Origin of the sequence: Neolewinella agarilytica, assembly GCF_900110645.1 — a bacterium.
Taxonomy (GTDB): Bacteria; Bacteroidota; Bacteroidia; order Chitinophagales; family Saprospiraceae; genus Neolewinella; species Neolewinella agarilytica.
Map to the genome: position 1 here is coordinate 277,375 of NZ_FOFB01000003.1, position 23,552 is coordinate 300,926.

Consider the following 23,552-nt stretch of genomic DNA (forward strand, 5'->3'; position numbering starts at 1 on the left):
CTTAGACACGCTCTTAAGCTGCCTTGATGGCATCAAAGGCATCGTAGCCCTTGCGTAGCCGGGTAACACTTTCTTCCCGTCCTACGGCTTCGAGGATTTCGAAGGCATCCGGGCCCTGCACGCTACCACTAACGGCCACGCGAATGATGGGCAGCACCGCTCCGAAACCCAGCTCATGGCGGCCCATAAAGGCTACCACGGTCTCCTTTATTGTAGCTGCTGACCAATCAGAAAGCGCCGTCAGGTCGTCTGCCATTTCGTTGAAGGCTGCGCGATTATCGGGTTTCCATTTTTTCCTGATCGGTTTCTCTTCGTACTCCGTAACGGGCCCTACAAAGTAGCTGCCGTTGCTCACAAACTCCGGAAGGAGGTGGACTCTTTCCTTCAACAGCCCCGTAATGGTAGTGGCCTTGGGAAGATCAATGGTATGACCCGCAGCAGCAAACTGCTCAAGAACCAGCGGAGCCAATACAGCATCATCCGTAGCGATCAGGTACTGCTGGTTAAACCATTTTCCTTTCTCGATGTCAAAACGGGCACCACTCTTCGTAATGCGGTCAAGGGAGAAGGCCTGGGTCAATTCTTCCAGGGAGAAAACCTCTTGCTCTGTGCCTGGATTCCAGCCCAGCAGGGATAAGAAATTAACCACGGCTTCCGGCAGGTATCCATCTTCCCGAAAACCGGCAAAGGTCTCTTCTTTAACCGGGTCATTCCATTCCAGCGGGAAAACAGGGAAGCCGAGATCGGCCCCTTTTCGCTTACTGAGCTTGCCCTTTCCGTTGGGGTTCAGCAGAAGTGGAAGGTGGGCAAAAACCGGAGCCTCCCAGCCAAAGGCACGGTAAAGCAATACATGTAAGGCCGTACTGGGAAGCCATTCCTCGCCGCGGATGACGTGGGTGATTTCCATCAGGTGGTCATCCACGATGTTTGCGAGGTGATAAGTAGGCAGGCCATCGGCTTTCATCAATACCTGATCGCCTAATTCATTGGATTGGAAGCTTACTTCTTCCCGGACGGTATCCGTAAAGGAAACCGTTTCCCCCGGATCAATGCGGAAGCGCACGACGTGAGGGGTCTTAGCCTCCAGCAGAGCTTTGGTTTCTCCTTCGCTCAGGCTCAGGCTGTTTCGCATGCTGTCACGGGTGGAAGCATCATAGCGGAAATTGTGATTGCCGGCGGCCTTTTCCTGCTCCCGGCGCTCGGTCAGTTCTTCTTCCGTATCGAAGGCCAGGTAGGCACTGCCGTTGTCCAGTAATTCTTTTACGTAGCGAGCGTAAATATCCCGCCGCTCACTTTGGCGGTAGGGACCGTAATTACCGCCTTTTCGTGGGCTCTCATCGGGGCTGATGCCGCACCATTCCAAAGCTTCCATGATGTAGTCTTCCGCTCCTTCAACGTACCGTTTTTGGTCTGTATCCTCGATGCGGAGGATGAAAGTCCCACCAGTACGGCGAGCCAAAAGGTAGTTGTAGAGAGCAGTTCTCAGGCCACCGATGTGTAATGGGCCGGTAGGGGAGGGAGCAAACCGTACGCGAACGGGATTCATGGCATTGTAATTAAGAAATCAGCGATACGAAAAATTTTCATTGGCAGGCAGCACTTTTTAGCAATTATACGTTACTTGTTTAAGCAAGCCGCCGCAGAAATGGCGCAAAGGTAGCTGATTCAGTTTGCAATCGCTTAGTCAGGTCAAATACCTTTGTTTTCTTTTCTATTTTATTATTGATTTTAAAGGCTTTGCCAGTACCGGAAAGTTTCAGCAGCCGGACACGTTTTTTACCAACTACGATCAAAACAATACGCACCTACTTAGATACTCATCGATCGAATGAGGAGGCAACTTCTTTATCCGTTCGTAACATTTGATTATCAACTTTGCCCCGTAACATAATTGTCCCATGTATCTCGTTAAAACGCCCCGCGTAATTCAAAAGCTCTTTCCAAGCTTTCATTGGAATGTAGAATCTACGGAAGACTCCGTGATTTACTTCACCTTTGATGATGGCCCCATTCCCCAGCTGACGCCCTGGGTATTAGAACAGTTGGAAGCGTTTAACGCGAAGGCTACTTTCTTCTGCGTGGGCAATAATGCACGTCGTTATCCGGAATTAATGGCTCAGACGATTGCCGCCGGTCATACGGTAGGCAATCACACAATGCATCACCTCGATGGATGGAAGTCTGACAATGTTCCCTATTTTCATGATGTACGCCACTGTGCTGTACAAGTGAAGAGCGAACTTTTTCGCCCACCCTACGGGCGTTTAAAGCCCAGCCAGGCGCAGTTCCTGACCCGCCATTATCAGGTGGTGATGTGGGACGTGCTTTCCGGAGACTTTGATCCCGAACTAACGGCGGAGGATTGCTATCAGAACGTTGTTCGTAATGCCCGTAATGGTAGCATCGTCGTTTTTCACGATAGCCTGAAGGCAGAGGAAAACGTCCGTAATATTTTACCCCGACTGCTGTCACATTACGCGGCTCTCGGATACCGCTTTGAAGCACTTACACCAGAGTTGCTGGCTGCTTCTGCAAAGCAAAAAGAAACTTCTGGCCTGGCAACCCGCCTTCGCACAGCTAGTTAGAATGGCATTTAATAAGTACCTGTAACTCAATGCTAATTAGGTCGCGGTCAGTCTCTCGTTCGTAGGGGCTGGCCGTTCTTTTTGCCAGGATCCCTGCCGGTAGCTCATCAGGCGTTTGCCCTGAACGTTACGGGGGCTTTTCCCACCATTTTTTTGAAGAACCGGCTAAAGTGGCTGGCTTCGCGAAAACCAACTTCGTAGGCTACTTCGGCAACATCCATTTCCGTGTAAAGCAATAGTCGCTTGCTTTCCAGGGCAATCCGCTCCTGAATAATTTTTAAGGGGCTTTTTGCGCCGGCCTTTTTGAAGAGATTACTCAGCGTCTTGGGGCTTTTGTGCAGCAGGTCTGCGTAGTCCTGCACCTGATGATGCTTACGGAAATGCATCTCTACTTCAAGATTGAACTGCCGGATGATATCGAGCTCCTGCTGTGGCATCTCTTCTGCCAGATGCTGCACTTTCGCGATGCGGGTCAGCTTAATGATGAGACGCTTCAGTAGCATCCGGAGCATCTCCGATTGGATGGTATCGTGATTGCCAAACTCTTCGATGAAGACGCGAAGCAGGAGGTCAAAGGACACCAGCTCTTTTTCGTCCAGCTTCACCACCATTGGGCTGGGCAGACCGTAGAAAATAAAGCCTACGCAGCTTACTTCTTTGTCATGATCGACAATGCAGTAGAACTCCCGGTTGAACTGCCAGGCAGTAATGGTTTCCGGAGCAGAAAAACGGAAGGTCTGTTGCACCACCAACAGGACGATCTCTCCCGTTCCAACTTCATGTTCTATGCCGTCTACAACGACTATTTGCGCCGGGCCGCGGTTCCAGGCTACCGTATAGGGCTTGCCTTTGTCCGCAAATGCATCATGGTGCAGGTCTTTTTCTCCTTGAAGTAAACGTAACTGTGCCGTGGTGGAAGCTTCGTTGAAAGTATAGATCATGACGGAGAGTATTCTTCATTGAACTGACAACCTCGGTCAGGCAAAGGTTTTGTCCGGACGAAAATTCCAGGCGTAAACGTCGGCACCCGTCTTTGTAAGACTAACTTGAGTCGGTGGTATAAAACGTACACGTTAAACCTTTTCGAGGGTGCAGGCGCGGACGCAGGTGCAAAGAATTCCGTTTCGACAGCAGTGGGGGGCTCAGCTGTTCAGGCATTCAATGCTGTTTACCGCCCGCCCTTCAATCGCGCTTTCAGCGCAAAGACTTCATCCCGGTAAGAGGCCGCCGACATAAAGTCCAGCTCCTTAGCCGCTTTCTTCATCTTACGCTCGGCTTCGTGCATAGCGTCCTCGATTTGCTCGCGGCTCATGGAGTTCAGGATGGGATCTGCAGCGCTGCTGATTTCTACGCGTTCAACGTATGCCTTCGCCTGCTTTTTACCCCGGATGTCGAGAATGGTACTCCGCTCCAGAATTTCTTCCCGGGTTTTGGCCAGGCCCTTGGGCGTAATGCCATGCTCTTCGTTGTAGGCTAACTGTACGGTACGGCGACGGTTCGTTTCGTCGATGGTTCTTCGCATGGAGTCGGTGACCTTGTCGGCGTAGAAGATGACTTTTCCGTTGACGTTTCGGGCGGCGCGGCCTGCCGTCTGCGTCAGCGATCGTTCGTTGCGGAGGAAGCCTTCCTTATCAGCATCGATGATGGCGACGAGCGATACTTCCGGAAGATCCAGACCTTCCCGCAGCAGGTTTACCCCCACAAGAACGTCGAACTCGCCCAGCCGGAGATCACGCAGTATCTCGACCCGTTCCATCGTGTCCACTTCGCTGTGGATGTAGCGCACCTTTACGCTCAGACTTTCCAGATACTTCGTCAGCTCCTCGCTCATCCGCTTGGTGAGGGTCGTCACCAGCACCCGTTCGTTGACTTTAATCCGTTCGTCAATCTCCTCCAGCAGGTCATCGATCTGGTTGATGCTGGGGCGGACCTCAATGGGCGGATCCACCAGGCCCGTAGGACGGATGAGCTGCTCGACGATCTCTCCGCCGGTTTGCTCCAGCTCGTAGTCGCCCGGTGTAGCGGAGACATAGACGACCTGATTGACGAGGCTCTCGAACTCCGTGAAATTCAGCGGGCGGTTGTCCATCGCCGACGGCAGGCGGAAGCCGAAGTTGACGAGGCTCAGCTTGCGGGCGCGGTCGCCGCCGAACATCCCGCGTACCTGCGGGAGGGTGACGTGGCTCTCATCTACGATGAGCAGGAAATCGTCCGGGAAGTAATCCAGCAAGCAGAAGGGGCGGGTGCCCGGCTTCCGCCGGTCGAAAAAGCGGGAGTAATTCTCCACCCCATTACAGTAGCCGAGCTCCTTCATCATCTCGAGGTCGAAGGCCGTTCGCTCGTGGATGCGCTTGGCTTCCAGCAGGCGGCCTTCGCGTTCGAAGTAGCGCTCCTGTTCATAGAGCTCGTCTTCGATCTGGGCGATGATGCCGTTGAGACGCTCCTTGGGGGCGACGTAGAGGTTGGCGGGAAAGATGGCGGCGTTGCGCATCGTTTCGATGCGTTTGCCGGATTCAATTTCAATCTTCTCGATGGATTCAATCTCATCGCCGAAGAAAATGATCCGGTAGCCGAAGTCGACGTAGGGCAGGTTGACGTCCACCGTGTCGCCGCGCACCCGGAAGGTGGCGCGTTTGAAGTCGGTTTCCGTACGGCTGTAGAGGCCATCCACTAGGTCATAAAGCAGGCCATTGCGGCTTTTCTTCTGCCCGGGCTCAAGACGGATGATGCCGGATTTATAGTCTTCCGGATTACCCATACCATAGATGACGGAGACGGAGGCGACGATGATGATGTCGCGCCGGCCACTCAGCAGGTTACTGGTAGCGCGAAGGCGGAGTTTGTCCACCTCTTCGTTGATGGCCAGATCCTTCTCGATGAAGGTGTCGGAGGTGGAGATGTAGGCCTCTGGCTGATAATAATCGTAGTAGCTGACGAAGTACTCCACGGCGTTGTCGGGGAAGAACTCCTTAAACTCTCCGTAAAGCTGGGCGGTCAGTGTTTTGTTGTGTGTCAGGATGAGCGTTGGCCGGTTGAGCCGGGCGATGGTGTTGGCCATCGTGAAGGTCTTACCTGAGCCCGTTACTCCCAACAGAACCTGCCCCCGTTCGCCCCGCTCGATGCCGTCCACTAATGAAGCAATCGCCTTTGGCTGATCGCCGGTAGGGGAGAAGGGGGACTGGAGGTCGAAGGCCATGCTTGGGAATGTTTTATGGGTGCTGTTGGTGAACGATTTTGTTGGGATAAAGGTTGTGTGGCGTAGCCAGTAAGCGAAGCGCCCCTGTAGCGGCGGCTTCAGCCGCCGTTCGGGCAAGGGAGCAAAGCGACTTTGCCCGTGTAACGGTCTCGTCCAAACATACCGCCGGTTAAAATCGGTACTGCCTTACGAAGTGCTGCCGAGCTACCCCGGTTGAGGACCTCCGGTCCGAAAGCCCCGAGCGCTCGCGCGAGTGTAACGCAGGTAAGGTTACACTCTTTTACCACATTGCTCCATCCACGCCGCCAGCGGCTGGCTTTTCGGGCCTGGAGGTCCTCCTCCCAAATTAGAGCCGGGCAGAAGAGCTCCAGCTCCGACCGGGCAAGGGAGCAAAGCGACTTTGCCAGTGAGACACCTGCATGACGGCAAGGTTACCACACTTACCCGCTCCGGGAAGCCTACGGCCCCGTTCGCGACTCGACGCATAGCGTCTCGACCAAAGCCCGGAAACCCGTAATTTAGGCCCGCACTAAAAACACTCACCCATGCGCGCCCACCACCGCCTCTACCTCCCCCTGCTCTTGATCCTTTTCCTTTGCACCTGCGTCAGCGCCCAGGAAAAGATGATGAAAAAAGACGGCTCATTAAGTCGTGAGCTGAATATGGACGTGGCCCAGACCAGTATGCACACCGTCAGGATGGGCGGCAAGACGATCCCCTACAGCGCCACCATCGGTGTGCAGCCGGTATACGACGATAAGAACGAGGTCGTCGCCGGCCTCCATTACACTTATTATCAGCGCACCGGCGTAGACGACCCCAACCGCCCGCTGCTCATCAGTTTCAACGGTGGCCCCGGCTCCGGCTCCGTGTGGATGCACCTGGCCTACACTGGCCCACGCGTGCTGAACATCGATGAAGAAGGCTTCCCCGTGCAGCCCTACGGCGTGAGCGAAAACCCGTATACGGTGCTGGACGTGGCGGATATCGTCTACGTCAACCCCGTCAACACCGGTTTCAGTCGAATGGTGGAGGGCGCCGACCGCAGCCAGTTCTTCGGCGTCAATCAGGACGTAACCTACCTGGCCGACTGGCTCTCCAACTTCGTGAGCCGCAACAACCGCTGGCGCAGCCCTAAATTTCTGATCGGCGAAAGCTACGGTACCACCCGCGTCTCCGGCCTCGCACTGGAGCTGCAGGAACGTCGCTGGATGTACCTTAACGGCGTTATCCTGGTGTCTCCCACAGACATCGGTATTGAGCGCAACGGCATCGTGAAGGCCGCCAACCGCCTGCCTTACTTTACGGCTGCCGCCTGGTACCATAAGCAGTTACCGGCTGATTTGCAGACCAAAGACCTGGTCGGCATTCTCCCCGAAGCCGAAACCTTCGCCCAGAACGAATTGCTGCCCGCCCTGGCGCGTGGCATGTCGCTCACCGACGCCGAAAAAATGGCAGTGGCCGAAAAAGCGGCCCGCCTCTCCGGGCTCAGCAAGCAGGAGTGGCTGGACAATAACCTGATGCCCGCCACCAGCTACTTCTGGAAGCACCTGCTGCGCGGCGAAGACCGGGGTAACTTCACCGTCGGCCGCCTGGACAGTCGCTACACCGGTATCGATGGCATGGCCAGCGGCGACCGGCCCGATTACAACTCTGAGCTCACCAGCTGGCTGCACTCTTTTACCCCCGCCATCAATTATTACCTGCGCGAAGAGCTGGGCTTCAAGACCGACCTGCAGTATAATATGTTCGGCCCGGTCCACCCCTGGGATCGTTCTGGCGACGAGACCGGACCCAATTTGCGCAAGGCCATGGCCATGAACCCCTACCTGAACGTGATGATCCAGAGCGGTTACTTCGATGGCGCCACAAATTACTACGACGCTAAGTACAACCTCTGGCACCTCGACCCCAGCGGACGGATGAAAGACCGCCTAAGTTTCAAGGGGTATTACTCCGGCCACATGATGTACCTCCGCCGTGAAGACCTGAAAAACGCCAATGAGCATGTGCGGGAGTTTATCAAGGGGAGTTTGCCGGGAGGGAAGAGTGCGAAGTATTGAGGCTAAATAACGATCAGCATCCAGTCTAAACTGGATGCTGATCGTAAGTTGGTCCGTGGAGTCAATATCATTTATTGGATGATAAAGCTATTTAGCAGTCTCCAACCTTGTAACAGACGGCTGCGCCAAGTGTTCTACGCTCGGTACGGGTGTCGATGCATTGTCCAGGACTAATGTTTCCAGCTGCCTCATAGGCTTCCTCCAGCCGCTCACGAACACACTCTTTACTACGACATAGCTCTGCACCAGCGGTTGTCCAACCATCTTCTCTGCAACCTTTTGCTTTTGTAGAGAAGCCAGAGTCAACACCGCCCCAGACTGTCGTCCGGTGATCTTGTACGCTAATTTCTATCCAACTAAGCTTTTCTCCAGCATCATTAAAGAGATCTTCTGCGAGTTCGTCCAATAAACTATTCAGCTGATCACGATCAGCGTGGCCATATTCAAAAGTTGCGTTCAGTTCCATATTGATGGGCAACTTGGATAAGTCCATGTCTTCCAACGTAATATTTGCAGGTTCTTCAACGGGTGAAAAGTCTGTGGTTGCAGGTTCGCAAGCAAACAGCGTCAAGAAAAAACTGACGCCTAAAAAATAAAGTAATCGTTTCATAAAAACGAGGGTATTGTTAGACCTGATGATAAAACATCAGCTAAGTACAAAATCCATGTATGGGTTAATAGATAGATGTGTTACACATAATACTCAGGTCTAGGGTAATTAAAAGGATTAATGCTATCGATAACTACCGTAAGATACCCTCCCCCCCCCGGAAATTATCCAAATGATCAGGACATTTTCTTCAAAAAATTAAATCGCAGTTTACCACTCCGTACTGCTTTCTCCTCTTCCGCAAGCCAAACGACGCTTCCCCCTCCGCCGGCCATCGTATCTTTACCCGATAAGAATCATCATCAAGATATGCACAGACTATTTTCCCTACTTCTAGCTTTTTGTGTTTCCTTCTCCCTCTCCGCTCAATCGTCGGCTTTTCAGCTGAAGACGGCTGTGCCCGCAGGTAATGAGTTCATCGTTCAGGCATCGCTTGATCTGAACCAAATCCGGACGAGCCTGAAGAAAGCGCCCATGGAGTTCACCCAGGCGAAGAGCCAAACGGTGATCAGCCTGCCGCTGCCTAACGGTGAGTTTGCTGAGTTTACGGCATGGAACAGTCCGATGGTGAAGAGCGACCCGAACCTGGGGAGTTATGTGCTGAGTGGCCCTTGGGGTGGTGGCCGGATGGCGACTTCGCCGGAAAAAGTGTCTGCGGTACTGCGTGGCCCGGAGGGCTACTTCATCATTGATGTGCGGGAAGACGATCCATCTACCTATGAGGTGATCGATTACCAGGACTTCATGGCGGTGATCGGAGAAGTGGAAGGTCCGCTCTCCTGTGGTTTTGATGAAACAACGATGCCGGGCTACGGTGACATTGAGATTGATGATGATCACGATCATCATCATGGCGCGGACGCCGGTGCAAAGTCGCTTGAAAAAGCAGGCAACGAAGCCCGCGAACTCCGGATCTATGACCTGATGATGACTAATACCGGAGAGTTTGCCACCGCACAGGGCGGCACGGCCGCCGGTGTCCTGTCTGCTTTCAACGAAGCCGTTTCTACCATCAACGCGATCTTCGAAAACGAGATTGGTATCCGGATGAACCTGGTGGAAGTGCCGGGGCTGATTTACCTGGATGGAGACCTGGATCCCTTTACCAACCCTACGGAAGGAAGTGGTCTGCTTGGCCAGGTAATCGGTGCTTTTAATGCCAACAGTATTGCTCCGGAAGCCTATGATCTGGGGCACATCCTGACGGTCCGTTGTTCGGATGTGGGCGGTGTCGTAAGCGGAAGTGCCTGTACGAATGGCAAAACACGCGGGGTGACCTGTGTTAGCAACTCTGTGGTAGGTGCAGCTTTACGCATCATGGCCCACGAGGTAGCTCACCAGTTTGCCGTGAGTCACAGTTGGAATAATTGCCCTGGCAGCGACGGACAACGCGCGGGACAAACGGCTTTTGAGCCTGGTTCCGGAACGACGATCATGTCTTATGCCGGAGCCTGCGGAGATCAGAACGTGGGTAATGAAGAGTCCTACTACCATGTTGGTAGCCTGGAGCAGTTTTTAAACTATACCCAGGTTACCGGAGCGCGTGAGTGTGCCACCGTAATAGAAACGGATAACTTTACGCCAGAGGTTGATTTTGACTACGAAGACGATTTCACCATCCCCGCCAACACCCCCTTCCGCCTGGAAGGAAGCGCGACGGATTTGAATGGTGATGTACTTACTTACACTTGGGAACAGTATGACCTGGGGCCTGCCTCCGAGGTTTTGGCTCCTCGCGGAAATGCACCTCTTTTCCGCTCTTACGCGCCTACTGAAGAAGGCTTTGTGCGCTACTTCCCTCGTCTTGATCGCATTGTTAACCGCATCGAGACCCGCGTGGAAACACTCCCGACCTACAGCCGGGAAATGACCTTCCGGCTTACGGCCCGCGACAATAATGCTCAATCCGGCGGGGTAGATTGGAAGCAACTGCACTTCTTAGTTGACAGCTCCGCTGGCCCGTTCCAGGTAATGGAGCCCGTTGACCCCATCTGGAACGTAGGTGACTACCAGGAAGTAAATTGGGACGTAGCCAAAACTGACCTCGCTCCGATCAATTGTAAACGCGTCAACATCGTGCTTTCACTTGATGGCGGGCAGACTTTCGACCTCGTACTGGCAGAAGACGTTCCCAACACCGGTAGTACCTTTGTAACGGTACCTCAGACAGCCATCACCACCGAGGCCCTTCTCATGGTGGAAGCGGCTGATAATATTTTCCTCAACGTCAACGAAGATTTCTTCCGCATCGACGAAGCGGAAACGGCTGGCTTTACGCTGGATGCGAATACGCGCTTCGAAGAGGTTTGTTTGCCCGATGCACTAAACATCCCCTTCCGCTCCGGTAGCATCCTGAGCTACGATACAACCATCAACCTCTCCGTTGAATCAAGTAACCTGCCCGACGGCACGCTGTTCGGCTTTACGGATGACGCCATCGAACCAGGAGAAAGCACCATACTCAACGTTGATCTCAACAACGTTCGCTTTACCGGCACGTTGGAAGTTACTGTCCTCGGCGTGTCTGGCAGCCTTGATACTGCCCGCCGGACGATACTGCTTGACGTAACCGACAACGATTACTCCGACCTGGAAGGCACCCTGCCCGCTGAAGGAACCTCTGGCATTGTATTAGCCGCAGAGTTTGACTGGACCGAGGCCGTTAACGCTGACAACTACGACATTCAGATTGCAACCTCGCCCACCTTCTCCGAAGAAACCATCTTTGAAGAATCTTTTGATCTGACTGACTCGGACTACCTGCCCGCAGAGTTCTTTAATCCTAATGTGCTTTATTTCTGGCGCGTGCGTGGTACAAATGTCTGTGGCCCGGGTGAATGGTTGGATCCGGCCAGTTTCCGAACGGTTAACAGTCAGTGTACCACCTTCAGCAACGACGAAAGCATTTCTCTGCCGGGCAGCGGCCGTGGTTACACTAAGGATAGCCGCATATTCATTGAGCAGACCGGTTCCATCAGCGACCTCAACATCCCGAACGTTACGCTTCGTTATAACTTCGCTTCCCAGATTACGCTGACGCTCGTGAGCCCCGCCGGAACCCGGGTGGTGATGTACGATAAAAATTGCTTCTCAACTAACCAGATCAATCTCGGCTTTGATGATGATGCTCCTATCGCCATCGCTTGTCCGCCGGATGATCAGCGCGTATTCCTCTCCAAAGAGCAGCTCGCTGCCTTCAACGGAGAAGACACCTTCGGAGAATGGATTCTGGAGGTAACTGTAGCTGAAACCGGCGGCTCCGCCGGCGCGATTGAGAAGTGGAGCATCGAGTTCTGTGCCGACGTATCGAGCGTTGCCCCTGAACGGGCTAATAATACGGCAACGGAGGTTCCCCCACTGCTGAAGAACAGCATTGTTAAGGATAAGCTTAGTACAATAAGTGCTAACTACAATAGCGGTGATGTTACTTATACCCTCACGGCTCTGCCAGCATCCGGAAGACTTCTCCTCTACGGCAGCGAACTGGCCGTAGGCGATGAGTTCACCCAGGCTGACATCAATGGGCTGGGACTCTTCTACGAAAACACCGACGAAAATGCGGAGTTTGATGACTTCGGCTTTGTCGTAACGACCCCCGATGGCGGCTACCTCGCCATCGATTACCATGACATCATCATCAGCGATGATGCCGTAGTGAGCAACCGCAACGTGAGCGTGCTGGATGCCGGATTGAGCATCTTCCCCAATCCCGTTGCCGGAGACCTGAACGTTCGCTGGACAGCTGACGTCAGCCGTGACCTCCAACTCGAACTGTTCGACCTCAACGGGCGTCTGCTACAAACGCAGACCGTTGCCGGTGCCAGCCGCAACGCTACGGTAAATACGGATAAGCTGCCTGCAGGCATCTACCTCTTGCGGGTGGATGGCGCGGTGCGGCGGGTGGTGAAGCGGTAGGAGTCAGGTGCGGGGTGCCAGTTGCCGGACACCCCGCACCCTGCAACTTGCAACCTGCAACCTGCAACCTGCAACCTGCAACCTGCACCCTGCACCCTGCACCCTGCACCCTGCTACAACAACGCTGCCCCAAACACCCCCGCCGAATCGCCCAGTGCCGGGCGCAGGAAGACGGTGTCCATCCGTGGATTAAAGAGATGATCGACGACGCGTGGAATGGACTCCGTGTAGAGCTCATCGATATTGCTGAGGCCTCCGCCGAGGACAATCACATCCGGGTCGATGACATTAATGATGGTACTGATGCCCTTGGCGAAGAAGTGGAACCAACGTTCCATCGTTGCCGTGGCGTGCGGATCATTTCCGGCACGGTAGCGGGGGACGATCTCCTTCATCGTCCGGCTCACGCCGGCGCGATTAGCATAATAGCGTTCGAGACTGGGCCCGGCCAGGATGCGCTCTGCGCAGCCGACTCTGCCGCAGTAGCAGTAGCCGCCGGAGTTGTCGAGAAACATATGTCCCCATTCGCCACCAATGCCCTGCGCTCCGGCGAGTACCTGCCCGTTGATGACGATACCGCCACCTGTTCCGGTGCCGAGGATGACCCCAAAGACTACCTTCGCATCGGGTGCTTTTTCGGGTACGCAGCCCATCAGGGTTTCGGCGACGGCGAAGCAGTTGGCATCATTGGCCAGGGTAAGGGGGATGCCGATGGCGGCCTGCAGATCTTTGCCCAGTGGCTCTCCGTTGAGGACGACGGTGTTTGAGTTCTTCATCAGCCCCGTCTTCGGGTCGATGGTGCCGGGGGTGCCGATGCCGATGTGGGTAGGTGTCAGGCCCGTAGCCTCCTTCATCTGATCGACCAGCAGGGCGATGCGGGAGACGATGTGTTGATAGCCGTTCTCCCGCTCGGTAGCGATGCGGCGGCGATCAAGAACGCTGCCGTCGTCCGCCAGAATGACACCTTCAATTTTGGTTCCGCCCAGGTCGATTCCCCATTTCATGTTGCATGATATTGTTGGGGGGTGAAGATAAGTGTAGAAGTTTAACTTGCTTATTCTGTAATCCACACAACAACGTCCGCTGCTCTCTAACCCCTCCCTTGCACCCGCGTCCGCGCCCGATTCCCTATTTTTACCGTGAACTCAAACCTGCGGGCCGCCGTTTTATTACTCATGGAGAAAACCCACAAAATTCTTAACGATCCCGTCTACGGCTTCATCAGTATCCCGTACGGTATTGTTTTTGACCTCGTGGAGCATCCCTATTTTCAGCGGCTGCGAAGCATTAAGCAGGTGAGCCTGACGCACTATGTTTACCCCGGTGCGCTCCATACCCGTTTCCATCATGCCCTGGGCGCGCTACACCTGATGGGCGAAGCGGTGAAAAGCCTGAAAAGTAAGGGCGTAAAAATCAATAAGAAGGAGGCCGAAGCGGTAATGATTGCCATTCTGCTGCACGATATTGGTCACGGACCCTTTTCTCATACCCTTGAGCATACGCTGATCGAGGCCCATCACGAAGAACTCTCGCTGCTCTTTATGGAGCGGCTCAACGATGAATTCGGGGGTAAACTGGACCTGGCCATCCGAATCTTCAAGGGCGAATACAAAAAGCATTTCCTGCACCAGCTCGTCACCGGGCAGTTGGACATGGACCGAATGGACTACCTCAACCGGGACAGTTATTTCACCGGCGTCAGTGAAGGGGTGATTGGCTATGATCGCATCATTAAAATGCTCAACGTAGCAGAAGATCGCCTTGTCGTGGAACAGAAAGGAATCTACTCCGTAGAGCGTTTTTTGACCAGCCGGCGGATTATGTACTGGCAGGTGTACCTGCATAAAACCGTCGTTTCAGCGGAGCAGATGCTCATCTTGGTACTGCAAAGAGCCCGTCAGCTGGCTGAACGAGGCGACCAACTCTGGGCTCCGCCCAGCCTGGACTACTTCCTGCACAACCGCGTCACGTCAGCCGATTTTCTGAATCGGCGGAATGATTTGCTCGATTGCTTTGCTGCTCTTGACGACACAGACATTACCTCCGCCGTAAAGGCCTGGCAGAAACACTCTGATGCACTGCTCTCTTACCTGAGTTTTGGCCTCATTAATCGCCGGCTTTTTCGCCTCGAGTTCTCCAACGAGCCCTTCCCGGAGGCTTATCTGAATAGTATTCGGGCGGCGCTGCGCGGGTGCAAGGATTTGCCCAGGGGAGCAGCGGAACTCTTTCTCATCAACGGAGAAGAAAGCAATAGCGCCTATACGCTGAATAAAGAAGAGATTATGGTGCTGACTAAAGAAGGTACCGTAGTCCCTATGTCAAAAATCAGTGATTTCGGCATTGCCCCGCGGACCTTCCGGAAGTACTTTATCTGCTACCCAAAAGAAATCCGGGGGGAGTTAGCCGGGGGAGATACCTAGTGTAAACCATCCGTTAAACGGCCCTGTGTTGTCCATAAGATTCGGGATCGTTTCCCTCGAAGCAACAATATTCCACCCTTCGGCATTTCCTACAGAAAGTAATCCTCCATATGTCTCTCAACCCAGAAGCCTCCTTTCCTGATTTTGCTTACGAACGCCCGGATTTGGAGAAACAAGAGGCGGCCTTTCGCGCCGTACTGGCTGAATTAACGGCGGCGGACACCATCAATGACGCCATCGCCAGCGTAGAACAGATTGATAGCATCCGGGCTGGCGTGGCTACTGCCTATAATATCTGTTATATAAGGTATAGCATTGATACGAGGGACGAGTTTTACGCGGCAGAAAAAAAGTGGTTTGACGAGAACATGCCGGCCACGGAGGCCTGGCGGATGGATTATTACCGGGCGCTGATGGCCAGTCCGCACCGGGCGGCATTGGAGGAGAAATTTGGGAGTCAGCTTTTTGCTACTGCTGAACTAAGTCTGAAGACATTCGAGCCAGCCTTAATTGAAGACTTGCAAGCTGAGAACAAAGGCTACAGCGAATACACCCAGCTGAAAGGCAAAGCACAGATCGAACTGGACGGAGAGACCTACACGCTGAGCACCATCATTCCGCTTTGCCAGGCAGAGGACCGGGAAGTCCGTAAACGCGCCAACACCGCTAAGTGGGATTGGATGGGCGGCAATCAGGAGACGATTGAAAAGATCTATGACGACCTGGTTAAGCTCCGCCACGGTATGGCCCAAAAACTGGGCTACGAAAATTTTGTCCCTCTCGGCTATGCCCGGATGAACCGAACGGATTATGGGCCGGCAGAGATTGCCACCTTTCGTAATGAAGTAAAGCGACACATCGTTCCCATCGCTCAGAAGCTTTACGCTCAGCAGGCGGAACGCATTGGTGTTGACCGACTACACTTCTACGACGTACAATTCATTTTCCCCGACGGCAACCCCAAACCGTCCGGAAAGATGTCGGATACCATTGACGCCGCCCGTAAACTATACGACGGACTTAGCCCGGAGACCGGAAACTTCTTCCGCCTGCTGGAAGACCGGCAGTTAATGGACCTCGATGCCAAAGAAGGGAAAGCTACCGGAGGGTATTGTACCTACGTGAATGACTACGGCGCGCCCTACATCTTCTCGAACTTCAATGGTACGAGCCATGATGTGGACGTGCTTACCCACGAGTTCGGTCATGCCTTTCAGGTTTACAGCAGCCGCCATCAGCGGCCGATGGAATATAACTGGCCTACTTACGATGCTGCGGAGATTCATTCGATGAGTATGGAGTTCTTCGCTTACCCCGGAGTCCCTGACTTTTTCGGAGAGGATGCGGACAAGTACTTCTACAGTCACCTCGCCAGTGCGATCCGCTTTTTGCCTTATGGCTGTGCAGTGGACGAGTTCCAGCACCTTGTCTATGAAAACCCGGACTGGACCCCCGCTGAGCGCAATGCCGCCTGGAAAAAACTGGAAGCGGAATACCTGCCTCACCTGGACTACAGTGACCATCCTTTCCTGAGCCAGGGCACCTACTGGCAAAGCCAACTTCACCTTTTTGGTATGCCCTTTTATTATATCGACTACTGTCTGGCACAAATTTGTGCCTTTCAGTTCTGGCTTAAGGACCGGGAAGACCATACCTCCGCCTGGGCTGACTACGTAAATCTCTGCCAGGCTGGTGGGTCAAAGAGTTTTCTTGGCCTGGTAGAAATGGCTAACCTGGAAAATCCGTTTAAGCCAGGTATTATGGAGCGGATTGCCGGAGTCGTTGAAGAGCGCTTACGGGAGCTGGAATAACTCAGTCACCTGCATTTTACCCAAATTATTATCTTAGCGGGGATATTTCGGGTCAACGACCTTTTGAAGCGTACGGGATCATGCAATCTTTATTCTATTCCAAGTCCCTGCGGCCATCTAGATCGCTTGTCATCGAAGACTAACACTCTTCCTTAAACAAGTTAATCTCTTTCTTTTTATGGTTTCTACTATTTTATTGGCGGTCCCTGCATTGGGAATCCTCGCCCTCATTTTCATGTTTATCAAGTCAGCCGGTGTGTCCAAGCAGGACCCCGGGAATGAATTGATGCAGCGCATCGGTAAAAACATTGCCGACGGCGCCATGGCTTTTCTCAAAGCCGAGTATAAGGTACTCGCTATTTTCGTAGCCGTTGTGGCTGTTATCCTCGCCTTAACGGCGGATCCCGCCACCTCGAGTATGATGATCGCCGTAGCATTCGTGCTGGGGGCCATCTGCTCAGCACTGGCTGGTTTCATCGGTATGAATGTGGCCACGAAAGCTAACATCCGTACCACTCAGGCTGCACGCACCAGCCTGGGTAAAGCCCTTGGCGTCGCCTTTGATGGCGGAGCCGTAATGGGCCTTGGTGTAGTTGGTCTTGGTCTCTTCGGGCTTGGCCTGCTGTTCTTTCTGTTCAAAGGGCAGTTTGCTCCTGATGTTACGATTACCGACGCAACCACCGCCGCTGCTGCACAAGCTGCGATGCTGAAGGTTATTACGGTTATCACCGGTTTCTCCTTTGGCGCTTCTTCCATTGCTCTTTTTGCGCGTGTTGGTGGAGGTATCTATACTAAAGCTGCCGATGTAGGTGCTGACCTCGTTGGTAAGGTAGAGGCCGGTATTCCCGAGGATCACCCGCTTAACCCTGCTACCATCGCCGATAATGTTGGTGACAACGTCGGTGACGTAGCCGGTATGGGGGCTGACCTTTTCGAGTCTTACGTAGGTTCCATCATCGGTACGATGGTGATTGGCGCGGCGTACATGACGCTGCCCGCTTTCTATAATACGGGCCTCGGTGGCTTAAACGGCGTTTTGCTGCCACTCGTCGTTGCGGGTATTGGCATTATAGCCTCTATTATTGGTACCTTTTTCGTTCGGGTGAAGGAAGGGGGAGACCCGCAAAAGGCGCTCAACCTCGGTGAACTTATCGCCGCCGCTATCATGCTGGCGGGTACATTCTTTGCCGTAACCACACTCATGCCGGCCGAATGGTCAGTCGAAAACAGTAATGGTCTGTTGCAGACTTACACTAACATGGGTATCTTCTACGCTATTCTCTTCGGTCTGGTGGCTGGCCTCGGCATCGGCTATATTACCGAATACTACACGGGTACGGGCACCAAGCCGGTACAGGGCATTGTGGACCAGTCACTGACGGGGGCGGCCACTAACATCATCTCCGGCCTGGCTGTGGGTATGCGTTCTACGGCTTACCCGATCATCGTGCTTTGTGCGGCCATCATTGGTTCTTACTACTTTGCCGGCCTGTACGGTATCGGTATTGCTGCCGTTGGTATGCTGGCCAACACCGGCATCCAGCTGGCCGTCGATGCTTATGGCCCTATCTCCGACAACGCCGGGGGAATTGCCGAAATGGCCGGTCTGCCTAAAGAAGTACGTGAGCGCACTGACAAACTCGATGCCGTAGGTAACACTACCGCCGCGATCGGTAAAGGCTTTGCCATTGGTTCTGCTGCACTTACGGCGCTGGTTCTTTTTGCCGCCTTTATGCAAACTGCGGGCCTGACGAATATCGATATCGCCAATCCATACGTAACCGCAGGTCTCTTTCTTGGTGCCATGCTGCCTTTCCTTTTCTCGGCTTTCTCCATGGAAGCCGTTGGCCGTGCAGCCAATGACATGATTCAGGAAGTCCGTCGCCAGTTCCTGGAAATTCCAGAACTGAAAGCCGCTCTTGAAGTGATGAAACGTGCCGGTCACGATACTTCCAAGTACTCTGCCGCGGACCTGGCTACCTTCAACGCTGCGGATGGTAAGGCTGACTACGAAAAGTGTGTCGAAATTTCTACCAAAGCATCTATCCGCGAAATGGTAATGCCCGGACTAATTGCAGTGATTACCCCCGTAGCCGTTGGGTTTGGTGGTGGAGCTGAAATGCTTGGTGGCCTCCTCGCCGGGGTGACTTCTGCCGGTGTTATGATGGCTATCTTCCAGTCCAACGCCGGTGGCGCCTGGGACAACGCCAAGAAGATGTTCGAAGAAGGAGCCTCCGTTCAGGGAACCATCTTCCATAAAGGCTCCGAGCCGCACAAAGCTGCCGTTGTCGGTGATACCGTTGGTGATCCTTTCAAAGACACTTCCGGCCCTTCACTTAACATTCTGCTTAAGCTGATGGCCGTTGTATCGTTAGTTATTGCACCCTTCCTGGTGTAAAACGCTATATCATTGTTAAGCAAGGGAGCATCGCCAACAGGTTATGCTCCCTTTCTTATTGCTATTCAACCTTCTTTGGCACCTGCGTGCGCGACAAGCTACTCCCGACATTCAGGCGCAGACGCAGGTGCAAGGAAAGGTTAGAGGAGCAAGTAAATAAAGTTTTCACCGGCTGGTTTGCACATAATCCAACCAGAACCCGTATCTTGGTCGGCGGAAAAGCCCCAGTTGAAGTGTCAGCACTGCAGCACTTAAGCTTATTAGATTTGAACAATACATTTTACAGACTGCAGTACTAAATTGAGATATCCGTCTCCCTCGTATTCGGACACTCATAATGGCTGGATTATCAGCCCGCTATCTACATACAATAACCCATAGAGAAGATTTTTGATTCCTTTTTAGGCCCAGGTTTTGGGTCTTAAGGCATCTTTGTCGTTACTATTCTCCCTTTAAGGAGTCTATATAAACATCCCTCTTTCATCAAACGTATTTCTATGAACAACAAACAACTTAAACGAGCCCAGCAACTTTTTTTGGCTTGCTTGGCGCTATTGATAACAACAACATCACTAAGTGCTCAGCTCCAGCTTGAGCGGGAGTTGATTGGAGCCATTGCCGCGCCGGTTGTTGTTTCTGATGGTGGTCAGCAACAGTTGCAGGTAGACGCCAGTTTTGGCGAGTCCATGATTGGTTACCAAGAGGGCGACATCATTATCACTGTTGGTTTTCATCAAACCCGGACGTCAGATGTAGGTGGTCCGCCACCTGGTATTGCCGTAACGGAAGAAGTACAGGCTGATGAAGCCGCCGCCGAAATATCGGTTAATGCTTACCCCAACCCTACCGTTGAAAGACTGACAGTGGATCTGGGGGAGTACAACGAAAAATTCACGCAGCTACGCATTATTGACGTTAGCGGTAGAACGGTGAAATCTCAGGTTGTTACCGGACAGCAGTCTGTCAAATTTACTCAACTGGATCAACTCCCTAATGCGAACTATTTTCTGCAGGGAATTGATACTGATGGTAGATCTCACAAGCTAGCAACTGTAATGATCATCACTTATTAAATCTAATTGAACACAACACAAATTTATCGGTCATCCCCTCTTATTTATTGAATTTGGCTTACGGCCAGCTCAGAGGCGACATACACTATCTCACAACAAAAAAATTGACATGAGGAACAAATTACTCTTATTATTGTCATTTCTACTGTTTTTTACAGTAGATATGAGTGCCCAGACATCAGGGGCATTAAACTACCAGGCGGCTGTTCGCGACGCCAACGGCAACGTCCTGGCACAAGAGGATGTCACGTTGACATTCTGTCTTATTAGAATTGGTGCAACTAGAGACACCATATTTACAGAGGAAGTTGATGAAACCACTAATGACTTTGGTATCGTAAACTCTCAGGTAGGTGCTGACGGTGAATTACTTACAGTTGACTGGGCAAATGGCCCTTACGTTCTGAAAACGGTTATTACTACTGAAGATGGTAGAACGCTGGTTACAGAACGGGAACTGGGAGCTGTCCCCTATGCCTTATATGCACTCAATGGTGTAGAAGGCCCGCAGGGCCCTCAGGGACTTCAAGGCCCCAGAGGTCTTCAGGGGTCTCAAGGTCCTCAAGGCCCTCAAGGCCCTCAAGGCCCTCAAGGGCTTCAGGGTAACCAGGGTCCTCAGGGTCCTCAGGGTATTCAGGGAGAGCAAGGACTACAAGGATTACAAGGAACTCCTGGCCCACGCGGAGCCGACGGTACTAACGGTACCAACGGTGAGCAGGGCCCCCGTGGTGAAACGGGACCTCGTGGCCCGCAAGGTGTCGCAGGTGTGGCAGGTGCCGATGGTGCAGAAGGACCTCAAGGTCCTCGTGGTATTCAAGGCCCTCGTGGAGAACAAGGAGAACGCGGTCCACAAGGTATCCAGGGTGAACCTGGTCTGGATGGTGCCGTCGGAGAAGATGGTAGAGATGGATTGCGTGGCCCGGAAGGTGATCGTGGTCCACAAGGTATTCAGGGTATCCAGGGTGATACCGGTGCACGCGGAGAACAAGGTGAACGTGGCCCTCAAGGTATTCAAGGTACTCAGGGTGACCAAGGTCCCCGAGGAGAAGAAGGCCCCCAGGGTCCTCAGGGTGAGCAAGGCCCTCAGGGAGAACAAGGCCCTCAGGGTGAGCAAGGCGAGCAAGGCCCGGTTGGTCCGGAAGGACCTGTTGGTGCTGATGGCGCTGAAGGTGAACAAGGCCCCAGAGGCCCACAAGGTGAGATTGGCCCTGCGGGAGAGCAAGGCCCACAAGGTGAACGTGGCCAACGTGGTATTCAAGGTGAACAAGGGCCCGTTGGTCCTCAAGGACCTGAAGGACGCGATGGTGTAGACGGTATAGAAGGACCTCAAGGCCCACAGGGCCTTCGGGGAGAAACTGGCCCACAAGGCCCACAAGGTGAAGCTGGTATTCAGGGAGAACAAGGCCCACAGGGTATCCAAGGTCTTCCTGGTATTGACGGCGTAAACGGTGAACAAGGTATTCAAGGCCCCCAGGGCGAGCAAGGTCCAATTGGTCCTCAAGGCCAACAGGGCGAACAAGGACCTCAAGGGCAACAGGGCGAAGAAGGTCCTCAAGGCCCTGAAGGCCCTGAAGGTCCGGAAGGCCCCCAAGGTGACCAAGGTGACCAGGGCCCACAGGGTATCCAGGGTCTCCGCGGCCCCCAGGGTTTACGTGGCGAACAAGGTGAAGACGGAATTGACGGCGAGCAAGGCCCACAGGGTGAGCGTGGTGAGCAAGGTATCCAGGGTATTCAAGGTGACCAGGGCCCACAGGGTGAACGTGGTCTCCAGGGAATCCAGGGTGACCAAGGTCCTCAAGGCGAACGCGGACTTCAGGGTATTCAGGGCGACCAAGGTCCCCAGGGTATCCAAGGTGTAGCTGGAGCTGACGGCGAAGACGGCGCGCAAGGCCCTCAGGGTGAGCGCGGCGAGCAAGGCATCCAAGGAATTCAAGGTGACCAGGGCCCGCAGGGCGAACGTGGTCTCCAAGGTATTCAGGGTGACCAAGGCCCACAAGGCGAACGCGGACTTCAGGGTATTCAAGGTGACCAGGGCCCGCAGGGCGAACGTGGTCTCCAGGGAATCCAGGGAGAGCAAGGCCCACAAGGCGAACGCGGACTTCAAGGTATTCAGGGCGACCAAGGTCCTCAGGGTATCCAGGGTCTAGCTGGAGCTGACGGCGAAGACGGTGCGCAAGGCCCACAGGGTGAGCGCGGCGAGCAAGGCATCCAAGGTATTCAAGGTGACCAGGGCCCACAGGGTGAACGTGGTCTCCAGGGAATCCAGGGCGAGCAAGGCCCACAAGGCGAACGCGGACTTCAAGGTATCCAGGGTGACCAAGGCCCACAAGGCGAACGCGGACTTCAAGGTATTCAGGGCGACCAAGGTCCCCAGGGTATTCAAGGTCTAGCTGGAGCTGACGGCCAGGACGGTCGCGACGGAGTTGACGGCGAAGACGGTGCGCAAGGCCCACAGGGTGAGCGCGGCGAGCAAGGCATCCAGGGTATTCAAGGTGACCAGGGCCCACAGGGCGAACGTGGTCTCCAGGGAATCCAGGGTGAGCAAGGCCCACAAGGTGAACGCGGACTACAGGGTATTCAGGGTGACCAAGGCCCACAAGGCGAACGCGGACTTCAAGGTATTCAGGGTGACCAAGGTCCTCAGGGTATCCAGGGTGTAGCTGGAGCTGACGGCGAAGACGGCGCGCAAGGCCCACAGGGTGAGCGTGGTCTCCAAGGCATCCAAGGCGAGCGTGGCCCACAAGGCGAACGCGGACTACAGGGTATTCAGGGCGACCAAGGTCCTCAGGGTATCCAGGGTCTAGCTGGAGCTGACGGCCAGGACGGTCGTGACGGAGTCGACGGCGAAGACGGTGCGCAAGGCCCCCAGGGTGAGCGCGGCGAGCAAGGCATCCAGGGAATCCAAGGTGACCAGGGCCCACAGGGCGAACGTGGTCTCCAGGGAATCCAGGGTGACCAAGGCCCACAAGGCGAACGCGGACTACAGGGTGTTCAGGGTGACCAAGGTCCTCAGGGTATCCAAGGTGTAGCTGGAGCTGACGGCCAGGACGGTCGTGACGGAGTTGACGGCGAAGACGGCGCGCAAGGCCCCCAGGGTGAGCGCGGCGAGCAAGGCATCCAGGGTATTCAAGGTGACCAGGGCCCGCAGGGCGAACGTGGTCTCCAGGGAATCCAGGGTGACCAAGGCCCACAAGGCGAACGCGGACTTCAGGGTATTCAGGGTGACCAAGGTCCTCAGGGTATCCAAGGTGTAGCTGGAGCTGACGGCGAAGACGGTCGCGACGGAGTTGACGGCGAAGACGGCGCGCAAGGCCCACAGGGTGAGCGTGGCGAGCAAGGCATCCAGGGTATTCAAGGTGATCAGGGCCCACAGGGTGAACGTGGTCTCCAGGGAATCCAGGGTGACCAAGGCCCACAAGGCGAACGCGGACTACAGGGTATTCAGGGTGACCAAGGTCCTCAGGGTATCCAAGGTTTAGCT

20 protein-coding genes are annotated in these 23,552 nt (G+C 54.1%); 8 read left to right on the forward strand and 12 right to left on the reverse strand.

The features are described 5' to 3' along the window. Window positions 1–13: 13 nt before the first annotated feature. Both gltX and BM123_RS23870 read right to left on the reverse strand, forming a co-directional pair. Window positions 14–1,546 carry a glutamate--tRNA ligase gene (gene gltX / locus BM123_RS04535; RefSeq protein WP_090165738.1) on the reverse strand — a complete coding sequence of 511 codons (1,533 nt, stop codon included), beginning with the start codon at window positions 1,544–1,546 and terminating at the stop codon, window positions 14–16. A 79-nt stretch (window positions 1,547–1,625) separates the two neighbouring features. Then, complete coding sequence (locus BM123_RS23870; protein ID WP_139211762.1) at window positions 1,626–1,805, reverse strand: hypothetical protein; 180 nt, start codon at window positions 1,803–1,805, stop codon at window positions 1,626–1,628. A gap of 93 nt (window positions 1,806–1,898) precedes the next feature. On the opposite strand from BM123_RS23870, the gene BM123_RS04540 reads away from it, so the two are divergent. After that, window positions 1,899–2,585, forward strand: a complete 687-nt coding sequence (locus BM123_RS04540; protein WP_090165740.1) for a polysaccharide deacetylase family protein — start codon at window positions 1,899–1,901, stop codon at window positions 2,583–2,585. A gap of 107 nt (window positions 2,586–2,692) precedes the next feature. Here BM123_RS04540 and BM123_RS04545 read toward each other — a convergent pair whose 3' ends face one another. Both BM123_RS04545 and uvrB read right to left on the reverse strand, forming a co-directional pair. After that, complete coding sequence (locus BM123_RS04545) at window positions 2,693–3,526, reverse strand: helix-turn-helix domain-containing protein (RefSeq protein WP_090165742.1); 834 nt, start codon at window positions 3,524–3,526, stop codon at window positions 2,693–2,695. 227 nt (window positions 3,527–3,753) lie between these two features. Continuing rightward, entirely contained in the window at window positions 3,754–5,781 is a 2,028-nt protein-coding gene (gene uvrB / locus BM123_RS04550; protein ID WP_090165744.1) for an excinuclease ABC subunit UvrB, read from the reverse strand. Between the two features lie 545 nt (window positions 5,782–6,326). On the opposite strand from uvrB, the gene BM123_RS04555 reads away from it, so the two are divergent. Beyond that, entirely contained in the window at window positions 6,327–7,844 is a 1,518-nt protein-coding gene (locus tag BM123_RS04555; RefSeq protein ID WP_217642091.1) for a S10 family peptidase, read from the forward strand. Between the two features lie 91 nt (window positions 7,845–7,935). Here BM123_RS04555 and BM123_RS04560 read toward each other — a convergent pair whose 3' ends face one another. Next, window positions 7,936–8,454, reverse strand: coding sequence for a hypothetical protein (locus BM123_RS04560; protein WP_090165746.1), 519 nt, complete (start codon window positions 8,452–8,454; stop codon window positions 7,936–7,938). A 309-nt stretch (window positions 8,455–8,763) separates the two neighbouring features. On the opposite strand from BM123_RS04560, the gene BM123_RS04565 reads away from it, so the two are divergent. Beyond that, window positions 8,764–12,369 (forward strand): reprolysin-like metallopeptidase, encoded by a 3,606-nt coding sequence (locus BM123_RS04565; protein ID WP_175489249.1) that lies wholly within the window; start codon window positions 8,764–8,766, stop codon window positions 12,367–12,369. Window positions 12,370–12,482: 113 nt separating this feature from the next. Here BM123_RS04565 and BM123_RS04570 read toward each other — a convergent pair whose 3' ends face one another. Continuing rightward, window positions 12,483–13,373, reverse strand: coding sequence for an ROK family protein (locus BM123_RS04570; RefSeq protein ID WP_090165750.1), 891 nt, complete (start codon window positions 13,371–13,373; stop codon window positions 12,483–12,485). Between the two features lie 171 nt (window positions 13,374–13,544). Here BM123_RS04570 and BM123_RS04575 point away from each other — a divergent pair, with 171 nt between their 5' ends. The 5 genes from BM123_RS04575 to BM123_RS24970 all read left to right on the forward strand — a co-directional run bounded on the left by BM123_RS04575 (window position 13,545) and on the right by BM123_RS24970 (window position 21,381). Beyond that, window positions 13,545–14,789 (forward strand): HD domain-containing protein, encoded by a 1,245-nt coding sequence (locus BM123_RS04575; protein ID WP_090165751.1) that lies wholly within the window; start codon window positions 13,545–13,547, stop codon window positions 14,787–14,789. A gap of 110 nt (window positions 14,790–14,899) precedes the next feature. Beyond that, window positions 14,900–16,600, forward strand: a complete 1,701-nt coding sequence (locus BM123_RS04580) for a M3 family oligoendopeptidase (protein ID WP_090165753.1) — start codon at window positions 14,900–14,902, stop codon at window positions 16,598–16,600. Between the two features lie 178 nt (window positions 16,601–16,778). Then, window positions 16,779–18,998: a sodium-translocating pyrophosphatase gene (locus tag BM123_RS04585; RefSeq protein WP_090165755.1), complete on the forward strand. Its 2,220-nt coding sequence runs from the start codon at window positions 16,779–16,781 to the stop codon at window positions 18,996–18,998. Window positions 18,999–19,495: 497 nt separating this feature from the next. After that, entirely contained in the window at window positions 19,496–20,071 is a 576-nt protein-coding gene (locus BM123_RS04590; RefSeq protein ID WP_090165757.1) for a T9SS type A sorting domain-containing protein, read from the forward strand. A 710-nt stretch (window positions 20,072–20,781) separates the two neighbouring features. Beyond that, window positions 20,782–21,381, forward strand: a complete 600-nt coding sequence (locus BM123_RS24970; RefSeq protein ID WP_217642092.1) for a hypothetical protein — start codon at window positions 20,782–20,784, stop codon at window positions 21,379–21,381. Between the two features lie 338 nt (window positions 21,382–21,719). Here BM123_RS24970 and BM123_RS24975 read toward each other — a convergent pair whose 3' ends face one another. From BM123_RS24975 to BM123_RS25000, 6 genes are all read right to left on the reverse strand, one after another. Beyond that, on the reverse strand, window positions 21,720–22,193 hold the full coding sequence (locus BM123_RS24975) for a hypothetical protein (RefSeq protein ID WP_217642093.1): 474 nt from the start codon (window positions 22,191–22,193) through the stop codon (window positions 21,720–21,722). A 21-nt stretch (window positions 22,194–22,214) separates the two neighbouring features. After that, a complete protein-coding gene (locus BM123_RS24980) occupies window positions 22,215–22,436 on the reverse strand; it encodes a hypothetical protein (protein WP_217642094.1) in 222 nt (73 codons plus the stop codon). A 21-nt stretch (window positions 22,437–22,457) separates the two neighbouring features. Next, window positions 22,458–22,616 (reverse strand): hypothetical protein, encoded by a 159-nt coding sequence (locus tag BM123_RS24985; protein WP_217642095.1) that lies wholly within the window; start codon window positions 22,614–22,616, stop codon window positions 22,458–22,460. Window positions 22,617–22,637: 21 nt separating this feature from the next. Then, the gene (locus tag BM123_RS24990; RefSeq protein WP_262490442.1) at window positions 22,638–22,760 is read right to left on the reverse strand and encodes a hypothetical protein; all 123 of its coding nucleotides are present in this window, start codon (window positions 22,758–22,760) and stop codon (window positions 22,638–22,640) included. A gap of 111 nt (window positions 22,761–22,871) precedes the next feature. Continuing rightward, on the reverse strand, window positions 22,872–23,030 hold the full coding sequence (locus tag BM123_RS24995) for a hypothetical protein (RefSeq protein ID WP_217642096.1): 159 nt from the start codon (window positions 23,028–23,030) through the stop codon (window positions 22,872–22,874). A 21-nt stretch (window positions 23,031–23,051) separates the two neighbouring features. Then, window positions 23,052–23,480 carry a hypothetical protein gene (locus tag BM123_RS25000; RefSeq protein WP_217642097.1) on the reverse strand — a complete coding sequence of 143 codons (429 nt, stop codon included), beginning with the start codon at window positions 23,478–23,480 and terminating at the stop codon, window positions 23,052–23,054. Between the last annotated feature and the right edge of the window lie 72 nt (window positions 23,481–23,552).

Coding starts and splice junctions, on each gene's coding strand:
- BM123_RS04585 (WP_090165755.1), top strand. CDS start 16,779: ATGGTTTCTACTATTTTATTGGCGGTCCCTGCATTGGGAATCCTCGCC.
- BM123_RS04560 (WP_090165746.1), bottom strand. CDS start 8,454: ATGAAACGATTACTTTATTTTTTAGGCGTCAGTTTTTTCTTGACGCTG.
- BM123_RS04570 (WP_090165750.1), bottom strand. CDS start 13,373: ATGAAATGGGGAATCGACCTGGGCGGAACCAAAATTGAAGGTGTCATT.
- BM123_RS04580 (WP_090165753.1), top strand. CDS start 14,900: ATGTCTCTCAACCCAGAAGCCTCCTTTCCTGATTTTGCTTACGAACGC.
- BM123_RS04565 (WP_175489249.1), top strand. CDS start 8,764: ATGCACAGACTATTTTCCCTACTTCTAGCTTTTTGTGTTTCCTTCTCC.
- BM123_RS04540 (WP_090165740.1), top strand. CDS start 1,899: ATGTATCTCGTTAAAACGCCCCGCGTAATTCAAAAGCTCTTTCCAAGC.
- gltX (WP_090165738.1), bottom strand. CDS start 1,546: ATGAATCCCGTTCGCGTACGGTTTGCTCCCTCCCCTACCGGCCCATTA.
- uvrB (WP_090165744.1), bottom strand. CDS start 5,781: ATGGCCTTCGACCTCCAGTCCCCCTTCTCCCCTACCGGCGATCAGCCA.
- BM123_RS04545 (WP_090165742.1), bottom strand. CDS start 3,526: ATGATCTATACTTTCAACGAAGCTTCCACCACGGCACAGTTACGTTTA.
- BM123_RS04575 (WP_090165751.1), top strand. CDS start 13,545: ATGGAGAAAACCCACAAAATTCTTAACGATCCCGTCTACGGCTTCATC.
- BM123_RS04590 (WP_090165757.1), top strand. CDS start 19,496: ATGAACAACAAACAACTTAAACGAGCCCAGCAACTTTTTTTGGCTTGC.
- BM123_RS04555 (WP_217642091.1), top strand. CDS start 6,327: ATGCGCGCCCACCACCGCCTCTACCTCCCCCTGCTCTTGATCCTTTTC.